The sequence below is a fragment of the Saprospiraceae bacterium genome (assembly GCA_016709995.1).
Taxonomy (GTDB): Bacteria; Bacteroidota; Bacteroidia; order Chitinophagales; family Saprospiraceae; genus JADJLQ01.
This window is the reverse complement of record JADJLQ010000005.1, coordinates 1-21,329: the sequence shown is the minus strand read 5'-3', so window position 1 is coordinate 21,329 and position 21,329 is coordinate 1. Positions and strand designations below refer to the sequence as shown.

General features: G+C 42.6%; 13 protein-coding genes and 4 pseudogenes. 13 read left to right on the top strand and 4 right to left on the bottom strand.

What is annotated here, in order from left to right; genetic code table 11:
• The 4 genes and pseudogenes from IPJ09_21375 to IPJ09_21360 form a co-directional block, all read right to left on the bottom strand.
• A pseudogene (locus IPJ09_21375) lies at positions 1 to 863 on the bottom strand (amidohydrolase).
• Between the two features lie 69 nt (positions 864 to 932).
• Positions 933 to 2,153: pseudogene (locus IPJ09_21370) on the bottom strand (sodium:proton antiporter).
• Positions 2,154 to 2,309: 156 nt separating this feature from the next.
• A pseudogene (dgoD, locus tag IPJ09_21365) lies at positions 2,310 to 3,414 on the bottom strand (galactonate dehydratase).
• The gene (locus IPJ09_21360) at positions 3,411 to 3,563 is read right to left on the bottom strand and encodes a hypothetical protein (GenBank protein MBK7373920.1); all 153 of its coding nucleotides are present in this window, start codon (positions 3,561 to 3,563) and stop codon (positions 3,411 to 3,413) included. Before IPJ09_21360 ends, dgoD begins: the two are co-directional and overlap by 4 nt.
• Positions 3,564 to 4,134: 571 nt before the next feature.
• Between IPJ09_21360 and IPJ09_21355 the strand changes: the two genes are divergently transcribed.
• From IPJ09_21355 to IPJ09_21295, 13 genes and pseudogenes are all read left to right on the top strand, one after another.
• A complete protein-coding gene (locus IPJ09_21355; GenBank protein MBK7373919.1) occupies positions 4,135 to 4,815 on the top strand; it encodes a carboxypeptidase-like regulatory domain-containing protein in 681 nt (226 codons plus the stop codon).
• 50 nt (positions 4,816 to 4,865) lie between these two features.
• Entirely contained in the window at positions 4,866 to 6,503 is a 1,638-nt protein-coding gene (locus tag IPJ09_21350) for a hypothetical protein (protein ID MBK7373918.1), read from the top strand.
• A 245-nt stretch (positions 6,504 to 6,748) separates the two neighbouring features.
• Positions 6,749 to 8,677: a PQQ-dependent dehydrogenase, methanol/ethanol family gene (locus tag IPJ09_21345; GenBank protein ID MBK7373917.1), complete on the top strand. Its 1,929-nt coding sequence runs from the start codon at positions 6,749 to 6,751 to the stop codon at positions 8,675 to 8,677.
• 316 nt (positions 8,678 to 8,993) lie between these two features.
• Positions 8,994 to 10,169, top strand: coding sequence for an amidohydrolase/deacetylase family metallohydrolase (locus IPJ09_21340; GenBank protein ID MBK7373916.1), 1,176 nt, complete (start codon positions 8,994 to 8,996; stop codon positions 10,167 to 10,169).
• Positions 10,159 to 11,886 (top strand): PQQ-dependent sugar dehydrogenase, encoded by a 1,728-nt coding sequence (locus tag IPJ09_21335; GenBank protein MBK7373915.1) that lies wholly within the window; start codon positions 10,159 to 10,161, stop codon positions 11,884 to 11,886. Before IPJ09_21340 ends, IPJ09_21335 begins: the two co-directional genes overlap by 11 nt.
• Before the next feature lie 29 nt (positions 11,887 to 11,915).
• The gene (locus IPJ09_21330) at positions 11,916 to 12,368 is read left to right on the top strand and encodes a RidA family protein (GenBank protein ID MBK7373914.1); all 453 of its coding nucleotides are present in this window, start codon (positions 11,916 to 11,918) and stop codon (positions 12,366 to 12,368) included.
• Positions 12,369 to 12,372: 4 nt separating this feature from the next.
• Entirely contained in the window at positions 12,373 to 13,590 is a 1,218-nt protein-coding gene (locus IPJ09_21325; protein MBK7373913.1) for an aminotransferase class V-fold PLP-dependent enzyme, read from the top strand.
• Between the two features lie 271 nt (positions 13,591 to 13,861).
• Complete coding sequence (locus IPJ09_21320; protein ID MBK7373912.1) at positions 13,862 to 14,047, top strand: hypothetical protein; 186 nt, start codon at positions 13,862 to 13,864, stop codon at positions 14,045 to 14,047.
• 13 nt (positions 14,048 to 14,060) lie between these two features.
• Complete coding sequence (locus tag IPJ09_21315; protein MBK7373911.1) at positions 14,061 to 14,411, top strand: hypothetical protein; 351 nt, start codon at positions 14,061 to 14,063, stop codon at positions 14,409 to 14,411.
• A 127-nt stretch (positions 14,412 to 14,538) separates the two neighbouring features.
• Positions 14,539 to 17,601 (top strand): annotated as a pseudogene (locus tag IPJ09_21310) (hypothetical protein).
• A gap of 385 nt (positions 17,602 to 17,986) precedes the next feature.
• Positions 17,987 to 18,394, top strand: a complete 408-nt coding sequence (locus IPJ09_21305) for a hypothetical protein (protein ID MBK7373910.1) — start codon at positions 17,987 to 17,989, stop codon at positions 18,392 to 18,394.
• 527 nt (positions 18,395 to 18,921) lie between these two features.
• Positions 18,922 to 19,560: a hypothetical protein gene (locus IPJ09_21300; GenBank protein ID MBK7373909.1), complete on the top strand. Its 639-nt coding sequence runs from the start codon at positions 18,922 to 18,924 to the stop codon at positions 19,558 to 19,560.
• A 1,054-nt stretch (positions 19,561 to 20,614) separates the two neighbouring features.
• The gene (locus IPJ09_21295) at positions 20,615 to 20,908 is read left to right on the top strand and encodes a hypothetical protein (protein MBK7373908.1); all 294 of its coding nucleotides are present in this window, start codon (positions 20,615 to 20,617) and stop codon (positions 20,906 to 20,908) included.
• Positions 20,909 to 21,329: the final 421 nt, after the last annotated feature.

The following is a 21,329-nucleotide window of genomic DNA, read 5'->3' as shown; positions in this document are numbered from 1 at the left end:
CCTCACTTAAAGTCCGTACTGTGCCCAGCATCTCCACTTGCTCAGGTATAATGTTAGAACGGTTCCCACCATTGATCGCTCCGATAGTCACGACCGCAGCATTTTCAGTAATATTGACATTGCGACTCACGATGGATTGCAGACTGGTGATGATCTGCGCCGAGGTCAGCACCGGATCTACGGATGACCATGGTTCAGCACCATGAGAAGATTTACCTTTTACCGTAATTTTGAGATCTCCTACTCCAGCGAACATACCTCCGGGCCGATAGGTGATCTTACCTACTTCCGATTGGGCATTGATGTAATCCAAATATCACATCGACTTTTGGATGGTCGAGTACGCCTTCTTTCACCATGAGTTTCAGCTCCACCTTCTTCGCCTTTGGGCGCACCTTCTTCTGCAGGTTGAAAAATAAATTTGACCGTGCCTTTTAATTCAGGCTGGATTCCTTTTAGTATTTCTGCGACGCCCATGAGAATGGCTACATGAGCATCATGACCGCAGGCATGCATCACTCCGTCTCTACTCCATTATATGCCGTTTTGACTTTTGAAGCAAAGGGCACCGAAGTCCGTTCGGATACCGGCAATCCATCCATGTCTGCTCTGAGTGCCACCACTGGACCTGGGTGCCCTCCTTTGAGTAATCCTACTACACCGGTTTTTCCCACATTTCTGGTCACCTCCATGCCCAGTGATTCAAGATGCCTGGCGATCAGACCTGCCGTGCGGAATTCTCGATTGCCCAACTCTGGATGTTCATGAATATCGTGTCGCCAAAGGATCACTTTCTGCTCTATTTTTCTGCGGCTGATTGTATTTGTTGTCTGAGATGGTCTGATTGTGCATGTACATAACAAAGATTAAAGACAAAGCTTATCAGAACTGGTATGATTGTTTTTCGCATGAGTATTTTGTTTATGATTTGGCTAATTTCTTTTGGCAAGTTTTTCGATGGTCAGACCTTGAACAATTATGCTGAATAATACACAAAAATAAGTTGCGATGAGCAGCATATTTTTGGTTTCGCTGGAAGGTAAGGACAATACCAGGGCTATAGAAAGACCTCCTCGCAGACCTCCCCAACTTATAATCTTGACCTCCTTGTCAGTCAGTTTTAACAGATTGGGAATGATCAGATGGGGCAAATACACGACTACAATCCTGGAACATAATACAATCAGAACCGAAAGGAGTCCGACAAAAAAGTATTTCGTTTTAAAATCAATTTCAATGAGGACTAAAGCGATAAGAATAAACAGGATAGCATTCAGCACGACATCGACCAATTCCCAAAATTTTTGAACATACTCCAGCGTAGTATTGCTCATCGATACTTCAGTTTTAAAATTGCCTACCATCAAACCCATGACCACCATGGCCAGAGCGCCTGAGATATGGAGATAATTGCAAAAAGAATAACCAGCCATGACAAATGCCAGGGTCAGTAAAATTTCAGTTTCATAATGATCAATCCAGGATAAGAGTACATGCAAAGCATAGCCCAAAACAAAACCCATGATAATACCGCCGATGGCCTCCTGAATGAATAATATCCCAAAATGAGACAGACTAAACGAACCGGTATTGAGTGTATCCAATATAGCTATAAAAGGACTACACCTACTCCATCGTTGAACAGGCTTTCCCTACGATGGTATACTCCGTCTTTTAGGCACGTTTGCTTTTTTAGTATCCCCAATACTGCGATCGGGTCGGTTGGCGAGATCAGGGCACCAAATATTAGACAATGTATAAAATCGATGTTTAAATCAAATAGCTGCGTCAGTCCGTAGAACAAACCTGCAATGATCATCGTAGAGACCAGGACTCCGCCTATGGCGAAAGTGGCTATAGGCTTGATTTGTTGTCTGGAGGTTATTCCAGTTGGTGTGTAGCGCACCTGCAAAAAGTAAAAAGCCCAGCAAGACATCCAGGATGATTTCGTCGATCTTCGCACGTTCGATATAGGTTTTGATTTGCTCGGCAGGAATGTCCAGCCAGTACTTAGAGGTGATGACCAGCAAGGAAAGAATAGTTGAGAGAAAAAACAACCCGATTACAAACGGGAGCTTCATAAACCGCTGGTTGATAAATGCGAATCCTGCTGATAAACAAATGATAAAGGTCAGTGCAGTATATAAATTCATGCTAGTACTCCTTTTATTGCTACCTATTTTTGTTGTGCTGCTAAATTACCCAATATATATCTTTTAGGCATCACCGACTTCCTACATTGGCTTAGCCTATATGAGCCGGATCCTTAAATCTTGGCAGTTGAAATCAAATGGCTGTGCTTAATCAATCTACCAATCTACTACAGAACCATCACCGGCATCATAAGACTCCGGATTTTTCCAATCATGGCCAATCTTGTCCGCTAATTTGTTTTCATCCAATTCTATGCCAAGACCAGGTCCGGATGGTATCAACACGGTACCATCCTTTTCGAGTTTAAAGGGTTGTTTTAGATATCCCTCCCCCAATGAAACTTGCTCCTGCACCAGGAAATTTGGAATGCTGGCTGCCAGTTGTAAACCAGAAGCCAGTGATATTGGGCCCATTGGATTGTGTGGAGCGATCACCGCATAATAAGCTTCCGCCATTCCGGCGATTATTTTCCCTCAGTGATGCCTCCAGCATGGCAAAGATCGGGCTGGAGGATAGAAGCAGCTCCTTTTTCCAGTATTTCCCTGAATCCCCATTTGGTAAAAATTCTTTCACCGGTTGCGATCGGCAAAAAAGTGCTCTTGGCGATATCTACGAGGACATCCACATTCTGAGGCTGACATGGCTCTTCAATAAACATAGGTTGATAAGGTTCGAGCTGTCGGATCAATATTTTTGCAGTCTGCGGAGAGATGGCCCCGTGAAAATCAATCCCGATGTCCATACTATCGCCTCCGGCTTGTCGGAGTGATGCAAAATTTTCAACTGCATATTGAATAAATTTTGGATTCTCTACTGCCCTGGCAGGATTTAGCTTCGCCACTCCAGTCTTGATGACAGTATAACCTTCTTGTACCCTGAGCTTCATGTCCTCTGCATTACTGGCCCGGCCATAGATGCGTACACGGTCCCTGGTAGGACCTCCAAAAAGTTCATATACCGAAAGGTTCAAAAGTTTGCCTTTGATATCCCACAAAGCCTGATCGATCCCACTGAGCGCGCTGGTCAATATAGGGCCTCCTTTATAAAACGCATGCCGATAGATAGCCTGCCAGTGGTGTACGACATGCCGCGGATCTTTGCCGATCAGGTAGGGTTCTATCTCTTTAATGGCAGCTTGTATAGTAAGTGCTCTGCCTTCGAGCAAAGGCTCACCCAAACCTACCACACCTGCATCGGTATGAATTTTAAAAAGATCCATCGGGGTTTGACTAGAAAAGTCTCCAGCTTGGTGATTTTTATTTGAGTTTTTTCCTGGCTTCCAGCCTGGCTATATTGATTCCTTCTTCAGGATTTATTGCATTGGCATTAATAGGTAGTGCCGCTCCTCCTGCGAGTGCCAGGAAAGATTGTATGGCCGATCTTCTGGACACGCCTTTCAATTTGCTCATAATTAATTTACGTTTTGATTTTAGAAAAAAGGGAATGACTTCACAAGTTAAGCAAGTTTTTTATTCCAATTTTTAACCACTTTGGATCGGAGGGGGACCGCATCTCCTTGTGTGAAAACAGCGCTTACAATATAATAGTTATAATAAGGAAGCGTTTTAAAAGCCACAGTCGTTTATCATTTAATTCTCTCCTCAGTTTCGACGCCCTTACTCTATTTATTTATTACGTATTTGGAAATTCACATGGGTTCACCCTATGCAATGTCCTGGCACGTGGTTTTTTGAATGAAGGGTAGATACAAACGATGGTCAGAAACTCTTGATGAAAATAATTAAACGAAAATCTTGCATTTCTAAAGCATGATTTTGGTTTCAAATCTAAACCCAAATTAGTCTTGTTGCAGCATGACGCAGTTAGTTTTTTTACTGCAAGATGTTGCAAGGGTATCCATATTTTCAGATCCTGAGGGAAACTAATAAAACTTTACCTATCAGCTTCAATCACGATTTGTTTTGAAGGTGCCTGCACTATACTTTTTTCCTAAAGTCAATTTTTTTTAATGGTTTTAATATGAAAAATAGTAGAAAGTTTATTGTTTATTTTGTCCGGTTAGTATTATTCTGTATTCATCGCGAAGCGACCAGCCAGGTTTTTACACAAACCGCTTATGGCACTGTGGTTGAAAAAGGGTCTCTTGTCCCATTAGCAGGAGCGACTGTATTTTTATTGAACAGTGATCCATTGAATGCCACTTTTACCTCAGCCGATGGAAGTTTTGTATTAGCGCGTGTACCAGTAGGAAGGCAATCTTTTAAAATCAGCTATGTTGGCTTTGTGGATTACGTTTTGGAGGACATTCTGATCACTTCTGGCAAACAAGTTCGCATGGAAATAGAAATGGAAGCTTCAATGACTACACTGGACGAAGTAGTGATCAATAGCGATACAGACAAAAAAAGGCCCTTAAATTTCATGACTTTGGCTGGAGGCCGGATGTATTCAATTGATGAAACAAAAAAATTTGCGGCTTCCTTCAACGATCCTTCAAGAATGGCCACATCATTTCCGGGAGTATTAACGCTCAACGATCTTGATAATGGTATCGTGATCAGAGGTAATTCGCCCAATGGCTTGTTGTGGAGGATGGAAGGTGTAGACATCCCTAATCCGAATCATTTTGCCAGTGTAGGCACTTCCGGTGGAGGCATTTCTGCCTTGAGTACACAGATGTTGAGTAACTCTGATTTTTAAATGGGGCTTTCAATGCCGAGTATGGCAATGCGCTCTCAGGCGTATTTGATTTGAAACTCCGAAAAGGTAATAACCAGAAAAGAGAATACACCATCCAGGCTGGATTTATTGGCGCTGATTTTTCAGCAGAAGGGCCTATTAAAAAAGGGCATAAAGGCTCTTATTTATTTAATTATCGATATTCAACCTTAAAGCTCATTTCAGCTTTGGGCGTTGATATTGATGACAATACGAGATTTCAAGACCTGGCATATAATATTTATTTGCCTACACGTAAATACGGAGATTTTACCTTTTTTGGCTTGGGTGGAATAAGCTCACAAAATGAAGACAGAACTCTTTTTGATATCATTTCAGGAAGTGGCCTTATTAGGTTTAAGTCTTTGAATAGCTCCAATACAGGTGTAATGGCATTGTCAAATCTCAAAATCATAAATCCTAAAATCAATATTAAATCTACCTTGGCCATCACAGGTGAAAAAATAGCACTTTCAAATGAAAACTCGTCGCCAGGCTCACTGACTCAGTTGGTTTTAAATGAAAAGAATGCTTACACTCAAAATAAGGTTTCACTATCCTCTGTAGCCAATATAGTTCTTGGTAAAAACAATATTTTAATAACCGGCATTACCGGATCTCTGTGGGGTTATTCACTGTTAGAAGGAAAAAGACGAATGGGTGATCCTATGATCGTCAATAAAATAAAGGAGTCCGGGATAACAGGTTTGTGGAATAGCTACGCAGAATTATTGTGTCATCTCAATACCAATCTGTCGATTAACAGTGGACTGCATTTTAGTTATTTGGGATTAAACAACTCTCTCGCACTGGAACCAAGAGTATCTTTGAAATATGATTTGTCTGCTACACAGTCAATTAATTTTGGATATGGATTGCACAGCCAGGTGCAACCACTGGGAGTTTACTTTTTTAGAACAAAAAATCAAAACGGAGACTTGGTATCTCCAAACCACAATCTTGGTTTTTCAAAGGCGCATCATATAATAGGATCCTGGAGTTATATCATCGATGGTTATCATAAAATCAATATTGCGGGGTATTATCAACAGCTTTTTCGTGTGCCGGTAAGTCCTGATAGCACGAATACAGTCTCCATCCTCAATGTCACAGAAGGATATCTCACAGAAGAATTGGTCAACAAGGGACTGGGTAAAAATTATGGCGTTGAATTCTCCCTCGAAAGATTTTTAAAAAAAGATTTCTACTATATATTGTCATGCACTTTATTTGAGTCAAAGTATAAAACCCTGGAAGGAAAGTGGCGCAATACCAGGTTCAATGGCCAATATGCATTTAGTGTGACAGGTGGGAAAGAAATACCGATAAAAAAGGATAGGTCCTACCTGGGCTTTAATTTTAAATCAAGTTATATCGGTGGTTTCAGGGTGACCTCTATCGATTTGGTATCCTCCATATCGGAAGGCAATACTGTTTTCGATCAAAATCATGCATTTGAACAAAAATTGGCCGATTACAGCAGGATAGATTTTGCCATTCGTTACCGCAAAAATTTCAGACGAGTTAACCTGTCGGTCTCCTTAGATATTCAAAACCTCATGGATAAAGAAAATATCGAAAAAGAATTTTATGATCCTGTGAACAAACTCATTAAAAACGCCACTCAAAATGGCATCATCCCCGTGTTAAGTATCAAAACAGAATTTTGATTTTACCTGGATATTGGAGGGTATTAATTTGGCATACCCTTCGGTTTTATCTTAAAAGTATGTTGGGCTGAGTCTCTGTGAGAAAGTGAGGTGGCTTTCATTTTCTGCTACCTTTTAATTACATTCAAGACCAGATTATGAATATGAAGACTTTAGTGCCTATTTTTTTCTGTATTCTCTCATTCATTCACTGCAAAAGGGAGCTCAGCAACACTAGCTACTCTGAAAGCATAAAAGTACAAGAGGTGGACGATACTTCGCTTGTACATACCGATGTTCATCCTGGCGATTGGTTGTCCTATGGCCTCAATTATGCCGAAGATCGATACAGCGCTTTGGATCAAATAAAAAAAACTAATATTGATTCATTAGGTCTGCTTTGGTCATTAGATCTTGGTACCAAACGAGGACTGGAGGCCACTCCACTGGTGGTAGATGGTATCATGTATTTTACTGGAGATTGGAGCAGGGTTTATGCTGTCGACGCCCGCACAGGCACTATGCGCTGGCAATACGATCCTTTAGTACCTCGCGCTTATGGTGAAAAAGCATGCTGTGATGTGGTCAATCGAGGTGTTGCCTTGTACAAAGGCCATGTATATGCGGGGACCTTTGATGGAAGATTGATCTCTCTGAATGCTGTCAACGGACAGCTTGATTGGAGCATTATGACCGTTGATACTACCAAACCATACACGATAACAGGAGCACCAAGAATCGTCGAAGGAAAAATAATCATAGGCAATGGCGGTGCAGAATATGGAGTAAGAGGATATATTACGGCTTATGATGCCATTACGGGTCAGCAGGTTTGGCGATTTTATACCGTGCCTGGTGATCCTGCGAAGCCCTTTGAATCAAAGGCTATGGAAGATGCCGCTAAAACCTGGACAGGCGAATGGTGGAAATATGGTGGAGGAGGAACAGCCTGGGATGCTATGGCTTATGATCCCGGGCTCCATCTGCTATATATCGGTACAGGCAATGGATCCCCATGGGACAGAAATTATCGAAGTCCCGGTGGGGGAGACAATCTTTATCTATCCTCTATTATAGCGCTCAATCCCACTACCGGAGTTTTAGCCTGGTATTATCAAACTACTCCCGGGGATAGTTGGGATTTTACAGCTACACAGCATATCATACTCGCCGATCTTGCTATTAAAGGGCAAATAAGAAAAGTGTTGATGCAGGCTCCTAAAAATGGATTTTTTTATGTCATAGACCGTACAAATGGTCAATTTATTTCAGGTGATCCATTTGTGTATACCAGTTGGGCTAAAAGCATTGATTCGACCACCGGCCGTCCCATTGAAACTGATTTTGCTCGTTTCGATAAAAGCAATACAGATATATCTCCTACTTATGATGGGGCTCATAATTGGCATCCAATGGCCTATAATCCAAATACGAATTTGGTCTATATCCCGGCTGCGGAGCGAGTAGCACCTTATGGACATGATCCTCATTGGGAGCATGGCAAATCCGGATTTGGTAGTGGTAATGGGTGGAATCTGGGCACGGGAACGGACCCGACTAAGCCGTTTAGAAAAGATACTATAGCAGCCCGGCTAGCACCCAAAGGAATGCTGATCGCCTGGGATCCGGTAGCCCGACAAGAAAAATGGCGCATAACCCATCCTGCTGATTGGAATGGAGGAGTGCTGGCTACTGCCTCGGATATAGTGTGGCAAGGGACCGCGGATGGTAGATTTGTGGCTTATGATGCTGCTATCGGGACCAAAATCTGGGAAACCAATGTAGGCGGTGGAGTGATAGCTCCGCCCGTCACTTATATGGTCGATGGACGCCAATATATTACGCTTTTGGTTGGTTGGGGCAGCGGGGTTGGTCAAAAAAGAAAATGGGCACCTTTGCAACCCGGTAGAGTATTCACTTTTGCACTCCAGGGTCATGCCTCCTATCCGGTGTATAATAAAACTAACGTTCAAACGATTCCCGATATATCATTTACTTCGACGAAAGAAGATATCCAGCATGGCCAGGTTTTATTTAATCAATATTGTGCTATTTGCCATGTAGTTAATGGAGGTGGGGAGGAATCATTCCAGACCTGGTTTATGCCACTGAAGCCACGCATCAAAACTTTTCACTCATTGTACGCAAAGGAGCTTATTTGGCCAATGGCATGCCTCGGTTTGGCGATAGATTGAGTGAAGCAGATGTGGCGGATGTTCAGAAATTTGTGCTGAACTCAGCCAGGCAAGTAAAAGAAAGAATGAAATAACTGTTTCTATAGAATTCTAATAGAGATCGGTTTTTTTTTACGAAAACGTTTTACTTAACTGGAACCACCATTTCAAAAAAAAATTACTACCTTTTGATCGCCTATTTTAACTCAATGGACTATCTATTTGAACTAGAATACCCTTAAAAGTTATTAATATTTTTAAAACTTAATTTTGCATGAAAATATCTACTGGAATAAAGAAATTAATTTTTTTAGGATTGTTGGCCATTTGTACGCTGATGGGCCAGAGTCAATCTTATGACCTGCTTATTAAAAATGGTCATGTCATCGACCCTAAAAATAATCTGGATGCTATCATGGATGTGGCCGTCCGGGATGGTAAAATTATCGAAGTGTCCAAGTCGATCAATAAACCTGCCACTAAAACCATAGATGCCACTGGTCTATACCTGACGCCTGGACTGATAGATATCCATGGCCACCATTTTTTTGGGACTAAGTCCAATGCCTATCTCAGCAATAGTTATACGGCACTACCTCCTGATGGCTTCACTTTAAGATCCGGCGTCACAGCAGTCGTAGATGCAGGCGGTGCCGGTTGGAGAAATTTTGATGACTTCAGAAATCAGACCATAGCCAATTCAAAAACCAAAGTATTTGCCTTCCTCAATATAGTAGGCTCAGGGATGAGTGGCGGAGCAATAGAACAAAACCTGGCTGATATGGATGGGAAACTGACAGCCATGGTAGCCAAACAAAATAAGGATAGGGTCGTAGGTATCAAACTGGCTCATTATATGGGCCATGACTGGACTCCGGCGCTCAAAGCAGCAGAAGCAGGCAGGCTGGCAGATATCCCGGTGATGGTAGATTTTGGAGGCGCAGATCCTCCACTGTCGATGGATACTTTACTGAATGTCGTATTGCGACCGGGAGATATATTGACACATTGTTTTGGTCATGTCAACGGTCGTGAACCTTTAGTGCAAAACGGAAAAGTACAGCCATTCGCTTTTAAAGCTCAGCAAAGGGGTATCATCCTTGATGTAGGTCATGGTGGTGGAAGTTTTGTATACGCGCAGGCAACCGCTGCGTTGAGCCAGGGGCTTAAGCCCAATACCATCAGTACAGATTTGCATACCGGCAGCATGAATGCAGGTATGAAAGACATGGACATGGTGATGACCAAGCTACTTAATCTCGGCATGGACTTTAAAGAAATTATTACAGCCAGCACCTGGAAGCCAGCTCAGGTTATTCACAAAACAGAGCTTGGTCATCTCTCTGTAGGCGCAGCGGCCGATATTGCATTATTGAAAATAGAAAAGGGCAATTATGGTTTTTATGATGTACAGGGCAAGCGCATGACCGGCGACAAAAAAATCGTGTGCGAAATGACCTTGTTGGATGGAGCCATAGTGTGGGATTTGAACGCCTTATCATATAAAGATTAAAAACCTTATACCACCAGTGAAACCGATCATTTTACCACTATTGGCTATTGTATTACTGGCTAAATGCAAAGCTCCTCTGACAGAATTATACGTTCCGGAAGATTTCGAAGTCACCGTTGTAGTAGATAGCCTCCCTGGTGGGTCTAGGCATATTGCAGTCAATGAGAATGGCGATATCTATGTCAAGCTGATGGTACCCGGACACGGCGCCAATGTAGCCTTGAGAGATACCAATGGAGATGGCAGAGCCGACATCATCAAAACCTTTGGAAATTATAAAGAACTCGGACGCTACGGTACAGCCATGCGGATCTACGAAGGCTATTTGTATTACAGCACGGAGCTCATGATCTATCGCAGCAAATTAATTCCAGGTCAATTGTTGCCGGAAGAACAGTTTGATACGATCGTCATCGATGATCATGAACATGGCTTGCACGAGCACAATGCCAAGCCCATCACTTTCGATCATAAGGGGCATATCTTTGTTCCTTTTGGTGGACCCTCCAATGCTTGCCAGGTCAATAACAGAACTCCTTTTTCTCCGGGCATAGATCCTTGCCCACTCCTAGAAAACCATGCAGGTATCTGGCGATTTGATGCCAATAAAAAAAATCAAACCCAAAAAGATGGGTATAAATACGCTACCGGACTGAGAAGCCTTTTGGCTATCGAATGGAATGATGTGGATGATCGCCTTTATACAGTCATGCATGGCCGGGATGATTTACTCAGGTTGTGGCCCAATAAATTTAGTCCCTGGCAAAGTGCCTTGTTGCCCTCAGAAGAGTTCTTGAGGGTCGACGAAGGCAGCAATTCCGGTTGGCCATACTGTTATTACGATCAGATGCAGGGTAAGAAAGTATTGGCACCGGAATATGGCGGCGATGGTAAGATCATTGGAAGATGTGATACATTCAATAATCCCATCATTGGCTTCCCCGGACATTGGGCCCCAAATGATTTGTTTTTTTATGAAGGGGACCAATTCCCTGATCGGTATAAAAACGGGGCTTTTATCGCCTTCCATGGAGCTACCAATCGCGCCCCTTATCCGCAATCAGGTTATTTTATCGGGTTTGTACCTTTTCATGAGGGCGTGTTTGACAAAGAAGTCGAGGTATTTGCGGATGGATTTGCCAGGGTCGACCCAATCGTCAGTGTCAGTGATGCAGTCTACCGACCTATGGGTATCGCCATGGGCCCGGATGGTTCGATGTATTTTGCGGAGACTGAAAAAGGAAGGATTTGGCGTGTAAAATATAAAGGAGATAAAAAAACTTTTGGGCAGCCACAGCTAGCTTCCATGGAACTTAGGAAGTCAGCGACTAATATCCGCACCCCGGACATTAATCTTGATAACCTGGACCGAAATGATACTGCAATGACCAAGGTTGGCGAAAAATTATATACTGTTTATTGTGGCGCCTGTCACCAACCAAATGGCATGGGTGCCTCAGGAAGGTTCCCTACATTGGCTTCAGACTGGGTGGCAGGTGATAAAACTCGATTGATTCAGACGGTACTCCAGGGTGTCGAAGGGGATATCATGATCAATAAAGAAATATTCAATGGCACCATGCCCCGCCATGATTTTCTCAAAGACGAAGACATCGCCAATATCCTGACCTATATAAGAAAAAACTTTGGCAACCAGGCTGATGCCGTCACTACTGACGAAGTCAAAGCCCAAAGAGATAAAATAAAAAGCAACTAATTCACTTAACTTTTAAATTTTCAAGAATCATGAATACGAATCGAAGAACTATTTTTAAAAAGCTTGCTACCGGTTTGGCAGCAGTCATGGGATTGAAAACGGCAGAGGCTGCTAATATCATGGCTAACAATTCTTCTGTCGTCATGGATCAGAATGTACCCCTGTTTTCTGGTAATAGAGTGCATGGCAATATGGTGTTTATCGCAGGCAAAGGCGCTCATTTTGATGGTGATATCACAGCCCATACCAACCATGTCCTGGATGAATTGCAAAAAGAGTTGGAAAAAGCAGGGTCCTCCATGAACCATGTGCTCAAGGTCAATGTCTACCTCAACGATCTTAAAGATTACAAAGCTATGAATGAAGCTTATAAAGGACGCTTTGGGGATCTCCCGCCTGTGCGCACGACCATTGCGGCTGCAGGTGGTATCCCTGGCGATTCTCTGGTAGAAATAGATTGTATAGCATTTTTAAAATCATAGTATCATGACAAAACGAAGAGATCTCATCAAAGGAGCTTTTGCTTTGCCTTTCGTCGCTCCATCCATATCACTTAGAAAACGAGGAGAGGAAAAACTGAAGCCCGGTGATTTTGAGCGCGATTATTTCAAAGAACTTGGATTAAGGACATTTATCAACGCTGCAGGTACCTATACGGCACTTACAGCTTCGCTGCCACATCCTGAAGTGATCAAAGCGATCAATTATTCTGCTTTACAATTTGTCAAGTTAGAAGATTTGCAGGATAAAGTCGGGGAGCGATTGGCAGAGCTGTTACAGTGTGAGTTTGCCATGGTCACCGCAGGTGCTGCTTCAGCTATTACATTAGGAACAGCTGGCATCGTCACGGGAGGCGACTGGGATAAGATAACGCAGATACCCAATGATATGACCGGTATGAAAACGGAAGTGATCATCCAAAAGACACATCGGGTAGGTTATGATCATGCTATCCGCAACTGTGGGTTAAAGGTGATTGAGGTAGAGTCTGCCAAAGAACTGGAAGCTGCCATCAATAACAATACAGCCATGATGTGGTTTCTCAATGCCAGCAATTTTTTGGGCAAAGTCAGGGATGAGGAGTTTGTGACAATCGCCAAAAGACACCAGATCCCGACTATGATCGATTGTGCTGCAGATGTACCCCCTGTCGAAATGCTTTGGAAGCATACTAAGATGGGTTTTGACCTGGTTTGTTTTTCTGGTGGCAAAGGACTGCGTGGTCCACAAAGTGCAGGGCTTTTATTGGGTAAAAAAGCCCTGGTTACCGCAGCCAGACGAAATGCTCCACCTAATGGAAATACGGTGGGTCGTGGTATGAAAGTCAATAAGGAAGAGATCCTCGGCATGCTGGTTGCGATCGAACAATACCTTAGCCGGGATCATCAAAAGGATTGGAAGCTTTGGGAAAGCCAGGTCAATTTGATCTATGATGCTGCTACCTCGGTCCCGGGTGTCATAGGTGAAAAACATGTACCTCAAATCGCCAACCATGTACCTTCATTAAATATAAAAATAGACCAGTCCAAAGTGAATATGACTTGTGATCAATTAAGGATTGCTCTCAGGGAAGGTCACCCTTCTATTGAGACTGTCGGAGATGCTTCTACCCTGGGCATTACTACCTGGATGATGATACCCGGTGAAGAACGTACCGTAGCAAAACGGATCAAAGAAATATTATTATCAGCCTCCATTAAATAATAAATAAGGCTCTACGGATCATTAAAATATTAAAGACTTCAATAGCTGGTTATTTGAGTATTGATTTACAATTAAATCTGCTGAATATGCTTGTTAAATGAAAAACATTGACACAAATTATCTCATATATAATAGTTATCGTTTTGAGTACGCTATCCACTATTTCTTCAATAGCTCAGAAGACTAAAAATTATGCTGTAAATGCTATTCAGACAGATCAGCTGATTATCAATGGATTGGGGATAACCCTCTCTGGCAAAAAGCGGAGATCTTGGCAGATTTTATTTATCCGTGGAATGAAGGCTCACCACCCGCAATGAGCTTTCAAGGCTTACATGACCAGGACTATTTATATGGACTGTATAAAGTGATAGATCCTAAAAAGATTTTGATCTTCCAAAACACCAATCATAAAAAGGAGGTCTTAGCTTCTGATCGGGTGGAAATATTTTTTTAGAAAAAATGATAAAATGGATCCTTATTATGGGTTAGAGATGGATCCTCTTACGCGTATTTATGATTATAGAGCACGGTATCAACGCAAGTTCAGGCAGGAATGGAGCTGGCCGGAGGGTGAAGTGACAGTCAAGGCTACGATCAATGATACTGGATATATCCTTGAATTTGCCATTAGTAAAAAATCGCTCAGAACTTTTGACCTGATTAAAAACAACAAAATAGAAGCTGGGTTATATCGTGGAGAGTGTGTCCAGCTCGAAGGTGACAAAGCAGAATTTAAATGGATTAGTTGGGTGAAGCCGGATAGCGAAACCCCTAATTTTCATATTCCGAGTTCATTTGGGGTTTTGGAGTTGAAGTAGGTCTTCACTTTTCGTTGGATACACATTCGCTTTTAAATGAGGCTCACAATCCTATTTATTCAAAAATGGATTGGACTTATTATGCCACTTCTACTTATTTCAGAGGCGCTTCTGATTGCTTCTTTTCATTCAATTCAATTTTTTTACTTTTAAAGAAAAATCATATGATGGACTCAGCCAGAATACTTTTATCCTCAGCATTTTAATAGCAGCTACCACTTTACATTCCCAGTCCTTTGAAGCCCTGCAGTATCGCACTGTCGGTCCGGGCAGAGGGGGTCGGGTCACTTCCGTAGCAGGTACACCTATAGCGCCTTCTACTTTTTATCTCGGTGCTTCTGGCGGGGGCCTATGGAAGACAGAGGATTATGGTACTAGTTGGCACAATGTATCTGATGGATTTTTCGCTTCTCCATCGATTGGAGCTATAGGTGTGGCAGTCAATGATGCCAATATAGTATATGTAGGTACAGGATCTGACGGCATCAGGAGCAATGTCATCGTCGGTAAAGGCATGTATAAATCCACCAATGCCGGCAAAACCTGGCAACCTATCGGTTTAGAAAAAACAGCTCATATCGGTGCAGTGGAAATAGACCCAACCAACCACAATATCGTCTGGGTGGCAGCCATTGGCAATGCATTTAAGCCAAATGACGAGCGCGGAATATTTAAAACTTCTGATGGTGGAAAATCATGGCAGAAGGTGCTGTTCATTTCCAACAAAGTTGGCTTTGCCGATATAGAGCTCTTGCCTGGCAATCCGAATGTAGCCTATGCAGCAGCATGGAAAGTAGATCGCAAGCCCTGGAACATCGTATCCGGTGGCACCAATGACGAAGGCGGCATTTATAAAACCATGGATGGCGGTAAATCCTGGGAAAAACTCAGCAAAGGTCTACCGCAGGGACTTATTGGAAAGATTGATTTGGCTGTAACGCCTGCCAATTCCAGCATACTATATGCCATCATCGAAGCGTCTGGCAAAGAAGGCGGTCTGTACAAATCGGAGGATCAGGGTGATTCATTTAAACAGGTGTCCAGTGACGAGGGCTTGGTCAATAGGCCATTTTATTACTGCAATGTGGCAGCGGATCCAAAGAATGCAGACATCGTATACTCCATGGCCAATCCCATGCTTAAGTCAGTTAATGGGGGTATATCCTGGACCAGGGTAAATCCTCCCCACGGAGACAACCACGACATCTGGATCAATCCCAACGACCCGGATCTATTCATTCAATCCAATGATGGAGGAGCCAATATCACGCACAATGGTGGCAAAACCTGGTCTACTCAATTTAATCAACCCACTGCTGAGCTTTACCAGGTAGAGGTCGACGACCAGTATCCTTATTGGTTATACGCCGGGCAACAGGACAATTATACTGCCATCGCTGTGCCCAGCTTTCCCCCTAGTGCAATTCAAACGCCAGGAGTAGGGTGGATCATCAATGTCGGTGGTTGCGAAACCGGACCTGCGGTGCCCAAACCCGGAGATCATAACACTGTCTACACCAACTGCAAAGGCGTATTTGGAGTGTTCAATAAAAAGACTGGTATAGAAAAATCCTATCCGGTGGGAGCCTCCAATATCTATGGACATAATCCTAAAGATCTCCAGTATAGATTCCAAAGAGTAGCCCCTGTCCATGTATCTCCTCATAATCCCAATGTAGTTTACCATGGATCCCAATATTTACACAAAACTATCGATGATGGTCTGCATTGGGAGACGATTTCACCGGATCTCACTGCCAATGAAGCAGATAAACAGGTGATCTCGGGCACACCCATCACCAGAGATATTACTGGAGAAGAATTTTATAGCACGCTCTATTCAATCAGAGAGTCAACCGCAAAGAGAAGGGGTTGATTTGGACTGGATCGAATGATGGGATTATACAAGTCACCAAAGATGGTGGAAAAGTTTGGTCTAATGTGACTCCATCCAAACTCCCCAAAGGAGGTCGAGTCGACGCTGTAGAGCCTTCACCGCATGATCCTGCCAAGGCCTACGTATCAGTTTTGCTATACCAATTAGGAGATGATCGCCCCTACATTTTTAAAACAGTAGATTATGGAAAGACCTGGGAGCTACTCACAACCGGGACCAATGGGATTCCGGCTGATTTTCCTACACGGGTGATCAGAGAAGACCCTGTAAGAGCAGGTCTATTGTATGCTGGTACAGAATATGGATTATTTGTTTCGTTTGATGATGGCAAAAGCTGGAAGCCCTTTCAACAGAATCTACCGGTGACCCCTGTGACGGATATCAAAATATTTCGTGGCGACCTTATCGTGAGCACCATGGGACGCTCCTTTTGGATCCTCGACAATATCACCACCTTGAGACAAGCAGAGATCCTTGATCTGGCTGGCAAGCCGATCCTGTTCAAACCTGATAATACGATTAGATATCGATATCCAAGAGTCAGCAATGACAGATCAGCCTTTCCGGTGTATCCTCAGCCAGGAGTGACTATTGATTATTATATACCTAAAGACAATGCATCACCGATAAAACTTGATATCCTTAATGTGAATAAAAGTATAGTTGCAACTTATATCAGCGATACCAGCAAACAAAAACTACCTCAGACGGTCATTGAAGATATGAATACCAATAAAACCATTTTTTTTGGTAAATAAGTCATTGTCCACTCATTCGGGATTGAATCGCTTTTCTTGGGATATGAAATATACCGGACCCTGGACCAAAGAACTCAGTAGAAGGTATCAAAATGGCCCTGTGGCTGCACCAGGTACCTATACGGTTAGGCTAACACTCAAAGACATTGTTATCGAGCAGCGTTTTGATTTATTGATGGATCCTAGAGTAAAGGACGAAGGTTTGTCAGAAGCTGATATTGTCACCCAGGTATCGATGCAACAAAAACTGGCTGACCTCGTGACGGAATCTCAAAAATTACAGGATCAACTAGAAAAAGAAGATAAACAATTACTCGTAGATAAAAATCAAACAGATCGGCAATTGAAAGTAAAGGCTGCGCTGAAACTTTTAAAAACAGAGAGCGGTGCTTACCCTCAACCTATGCTCACAGACCAGGTGACCTATCTTTACAATGTGATCAATGACGCCGATCAGCTCCCTGGTAACGAAGTAGAAAAACGATTTGAAGCATTAAAGAATCAAATGAGAGATATAAAAAAGGCATTGGAATAAATGCGTTACTTGTTTGTTTTTTAAAATAATCAACAGGCAAATAAACGGAAGAAGTCTATACGTTAAAGGCGTAGTTTGGGAGATTCGGGAGAATCACAAGTAACTGAAAGGCTAGGTATATATTACAAAAAAAATCATATAAAACCCCTGAAAACACTGCCTTAAGTGTAAATTCGGGGTTTAAAGAATTTAAATTATATGGCAAAGTTAATCGAGATACGGAATAATATTTCACAGCTGCCATTTTGAGTCTTCAAGACCAATTGGCAGAATATGAAGAAGAGTTTAGGAGAAGTGAACTTGGTATGATCTATGCAGCCATACCTTGGTCAGAAATAGCTCGGACACTATCTAAAATAAGTCGAAAGCAAAAGAAGGGTCCTCTATGTTCGATACTAGGGGAAAAGTGGCATTGATGTTATTGAAGAATTATTGTAATTGTACTGATCAGGATTTGATCAATCGATTGAATAGTGATTGGAAGCTGCAAATGTTTTGTGGGGTATTATTAAGACCTAAAGAAGGGATTGCTAATTTTAAAATTGTAAGCTCTATCAGATGTGAGTTGGCCAGAGTATTGGAAGGAGAAGCGTATCAAAAGATCCAGGAGATATTTGCCAAGAGTTGGAGACACTATATGACTCATCCTCATATTGCACGTATGGATGCGACTGCTTATGAAAGTAATTTACGATATCCAACAGATGTAAAACTATTGTGGGAGTGCTGCGAATGGATGCACAAAAACTACTTTGGTGCTATGGGCATTGGGTGTTGCTCAACCTCGCATTAAATTTAAAGAGCAAAAACAAGGTATTTAGGCTAAAGGAACAATTACTTGAAAACAAGGTAAACCAAGTCATTGAGAAACTCAAAACATACCGGCCAAGAAAAAAGGAAGCTAGTGAGGCCTTGTCAAATGTCATTCGCTATTATGAGGAACCTGAGGATAGAATGCAATACAAAACCTACAGAGAAAATGGATGGCTACTAGGATCTGGCCCCATCGAATCTGCCCACAGGAATGTCCTTCAACACCGATTAAAGTTATCTGGACAGCGTTGGTCAATTCAAGGTGCCCAGCACATTGCCAATCTAAGATGTTTGAAAATAAGTAACAGGTGGACCGATATCACCAATCTAATTAAAAATGCAGCTTGATGTGCAATTTGTCCTACACCCTAGATAATTGATAATTTGTCGAGCACCATTGTCTGACATTTATGCTAATTTGGAATGAGTTTTAAGGCAAGAATGATTTATTATATTTGATAGCTTTTAGAAGTGGATTTAGCATTTTTTTGAATTATTTCTATGAGGTTGAAAGCATTAATATTTTTATTATTGTCAGTTACTAGTAAGCTTTTTGCTGGCTCACAGACCGATTATCGATTAGTCATTGAAAATTTTAATTTGCCTATTTGTGGTGGTAGTTGTTCTGGTTATTTTGATTACTATGTATTTCATGATTTGACAAATACCAAAGTACCAATTAGTCAACTCCAAATACTCCCTGAAACCTTTGAAGATGATGGACCTATTTCGAGTAATACCCATAGGTTAAGTCATCTTTGCCCAAATACTTCATATACTTTTCGAGTTATTTTTACTCATAATTCGATACAACACTCAATAACTGAGACAATTGTTGTTAGTGAATCTTCCACATGTACTTTCAATAGTTTTCCAATTTCTAGCTATAATGATTGTGAATGCAATCTATTTACGTTCACAGCTTTGATCCTTCTCCAAATGGATGGACTTTTAAATGGCAATATTCATCCTCATGCAATGGAGTCTGGGCTGATTACACATCTACTTTACCTGAATATCAATCATTATCAGGCAAATTGGGGAGCCTGCCCGGAAAGTGCTCCTTTAAACCCATCAACAGGACTAAGAAGAGCTATCCAAACAAATATTTTGTCCGGTTGTTATCGAAGAGCGGTCAAAATTTGACTACTGGGACTTGATATATTCTAATGTTATCAATGTTTTGGTCAAGCCTCTTCCTATCGCAAGTATTTATGGTATCACCACGATCTGTAATGGAGGTATTACAACCTTAACTGCAAGTGGAGGAGGTAGATTTATGGAGCAATAATTCCACCTCAACCTCGATTAATATATCTCCTACTATCACTACCGGTTACTCAGTGACCGTAACGAATAATGGATGTCAGGCAACTGCTTTACAAGTAGTAACTGTGATTCTACCCCAATAACCCTGCACCTTAAGTGGAGTGAGTCAACCCGGTTGTGGTGGGACCACCGGCAGTTTTACCATCACCAATTACAATGCATCTTATATTTATACAATAAGTCCTTCCTCCGGAGTGAACTGATCAGGGTAGTACAATCACTGCGCCAACTGGCAGCTACACCGTAACAGCCACTTTAGGCCGTGTATTCCGGGATCATCACTGAGCGCAACTGTCAATGCTGCACCAACCACACCAACGACACCAACCTTAAGTGCAGTGAGCCAACTCTGGTTGCGGTGGGACCACCGGAAGTTTACCATCACCAATTACAATGCATCTTATATTTATACGACTTAAGTCCTTCCTCCGGAGTAAGCCGATCAGGTAGTACAATCACCGCGCCAACTGGCAGCTAATCAGTAACAGCCACATTAGGGCCGTGTACTTCCGGGATCATCACTGAGCGCAACTGTTAAATGTTGCACCAACCACACCCAACGACACCAACCTTAAGTGCAGTGAGCCAACCTGGTTGCGGTGGGACCAGGGGAATTTTACCATCACCAATTACAATGCATCCGTATGTTTATACGATAAGTCCTTCTACCGGAGTGAACCGATCAGGTAGTACAATCACCGCGCCAACTGGCAGCTACACCGTTAACAGCCACTTTAGGCCATGTACTTCCGGGATCATCTAGCGCAACTGTCAATGCCGCACCAACCACACCAACTACCCAACCTTAAGTGCAGTGACCCAACCCGGTGTGGTGGGACCACCGGAAGTTCTTACTTCATCACCAATTACAATGCATACTTATGGTTATACAATAAGTCCTTCTACCGGAGTAAAACGATCAGGTAGTACAATCACCGCGCCAACTGGCAGCTACACCGTAACAGCCACTTTAGGCTTATGTACTTCGGGATCCTTACTGACCGCAACCGTCAATTCTGCACCAACCACACCAAATACTCCAACCTTAAGTGCGGTAACCCAACCCGGTTGTGGTGGGACCACCGGGAAGTTTTACCATCACCAATACAATGCGCCTATGGTTATAAGAATAAGTCCTTCCTCTGGAGTGGAGCCGATCAGGTAGTATAATCACCGCGCCAACTGGCACTTACACTGATAACAGCCACATTAAGTTATGTACTTCCGCATCATCTTGAGCGCAACCAGTCAATGCCGCACCAACTACACCAACTACCCCAACCTTAAGCAGTGAGTCAACCCGGTTGTGGTGGGACCACCGGAAGTTTTACCATTACCACCATACATTTCATCCTATGTTTATACGATAAGTCCTTTCTATTTGAGTGAGCCGATCAGGTAGTACAATCACTGGCGCTAACTGGCAGCTACACCGTAACAGCCACATTAGGCCGTGTACCTCGGGATCAACAATGACCGCAGTCAACTTGTCAATGCTGCACCAACTACACCAACCACTCCAACCTTAAGTGCAGTGAGCCAACCCGCGTGTGGTGGGACCAACGGAAGTTTTACCATTACCAATT

Bases quoted from the DNA above. Each gene is read 5' to 3' on its own strand.
- IPJ09_21340 (MBK7373916.1), top strand. From the start codon at position 8,994: ATGGGCCAGAGTCAATCTTATGACCTGCTTATTAAAAATGGTCATGTC.
- IPJ09_21325 (MBK7373913.1), top strand. From the start codon at position 12,373: ATGACAAAACGAAGAGATCTCATCAAAGGAGCTTTTGCTTTGCCTTTC.
- IPJ09_21355 (MBK7373919.1), top strand. From the start codon at position 4,135: ATGAAAAATAGTAGAAAGTTTATTGTTTATTTTGTCCGGTTAGTATTA.
- IPJ09_21305 (MBK7373910.1), top strand. From the start codon at position 17,987: ATGTTCGATACTAGGGGAAAAGTGGCATTGATGTTATTGAAGAATTAT.
- IPJ09_21360 (MBK7373920.1), bottom strand. From the start codon at position 3,563: ATGAGCAAATTGAAAGGCGTGTCCAGAAGATCGGCCATACAATCTTTC.
- IPJ09_21330 (MBK7373914.1), top strand. From the start codon at position 11,916: ATGAATACGAATCGAAGAACTATTTTTAAAAAGCTTGCTACCGGTTTG.
- IPJ09_21295 (MBK7373908.1), top strand. From the start codon at position 20,615: ATGCATACTTATGGTTATACAATAAGTCCTTCTACCGGAGTAAAACGA.
- IPJ09_21315 (MBK7373911.1), top strand. From the start codon at position 14,061: ATGGATCCTTATTATGGGTTAGAGATGGATCCTCTTACGCGTATTTAT.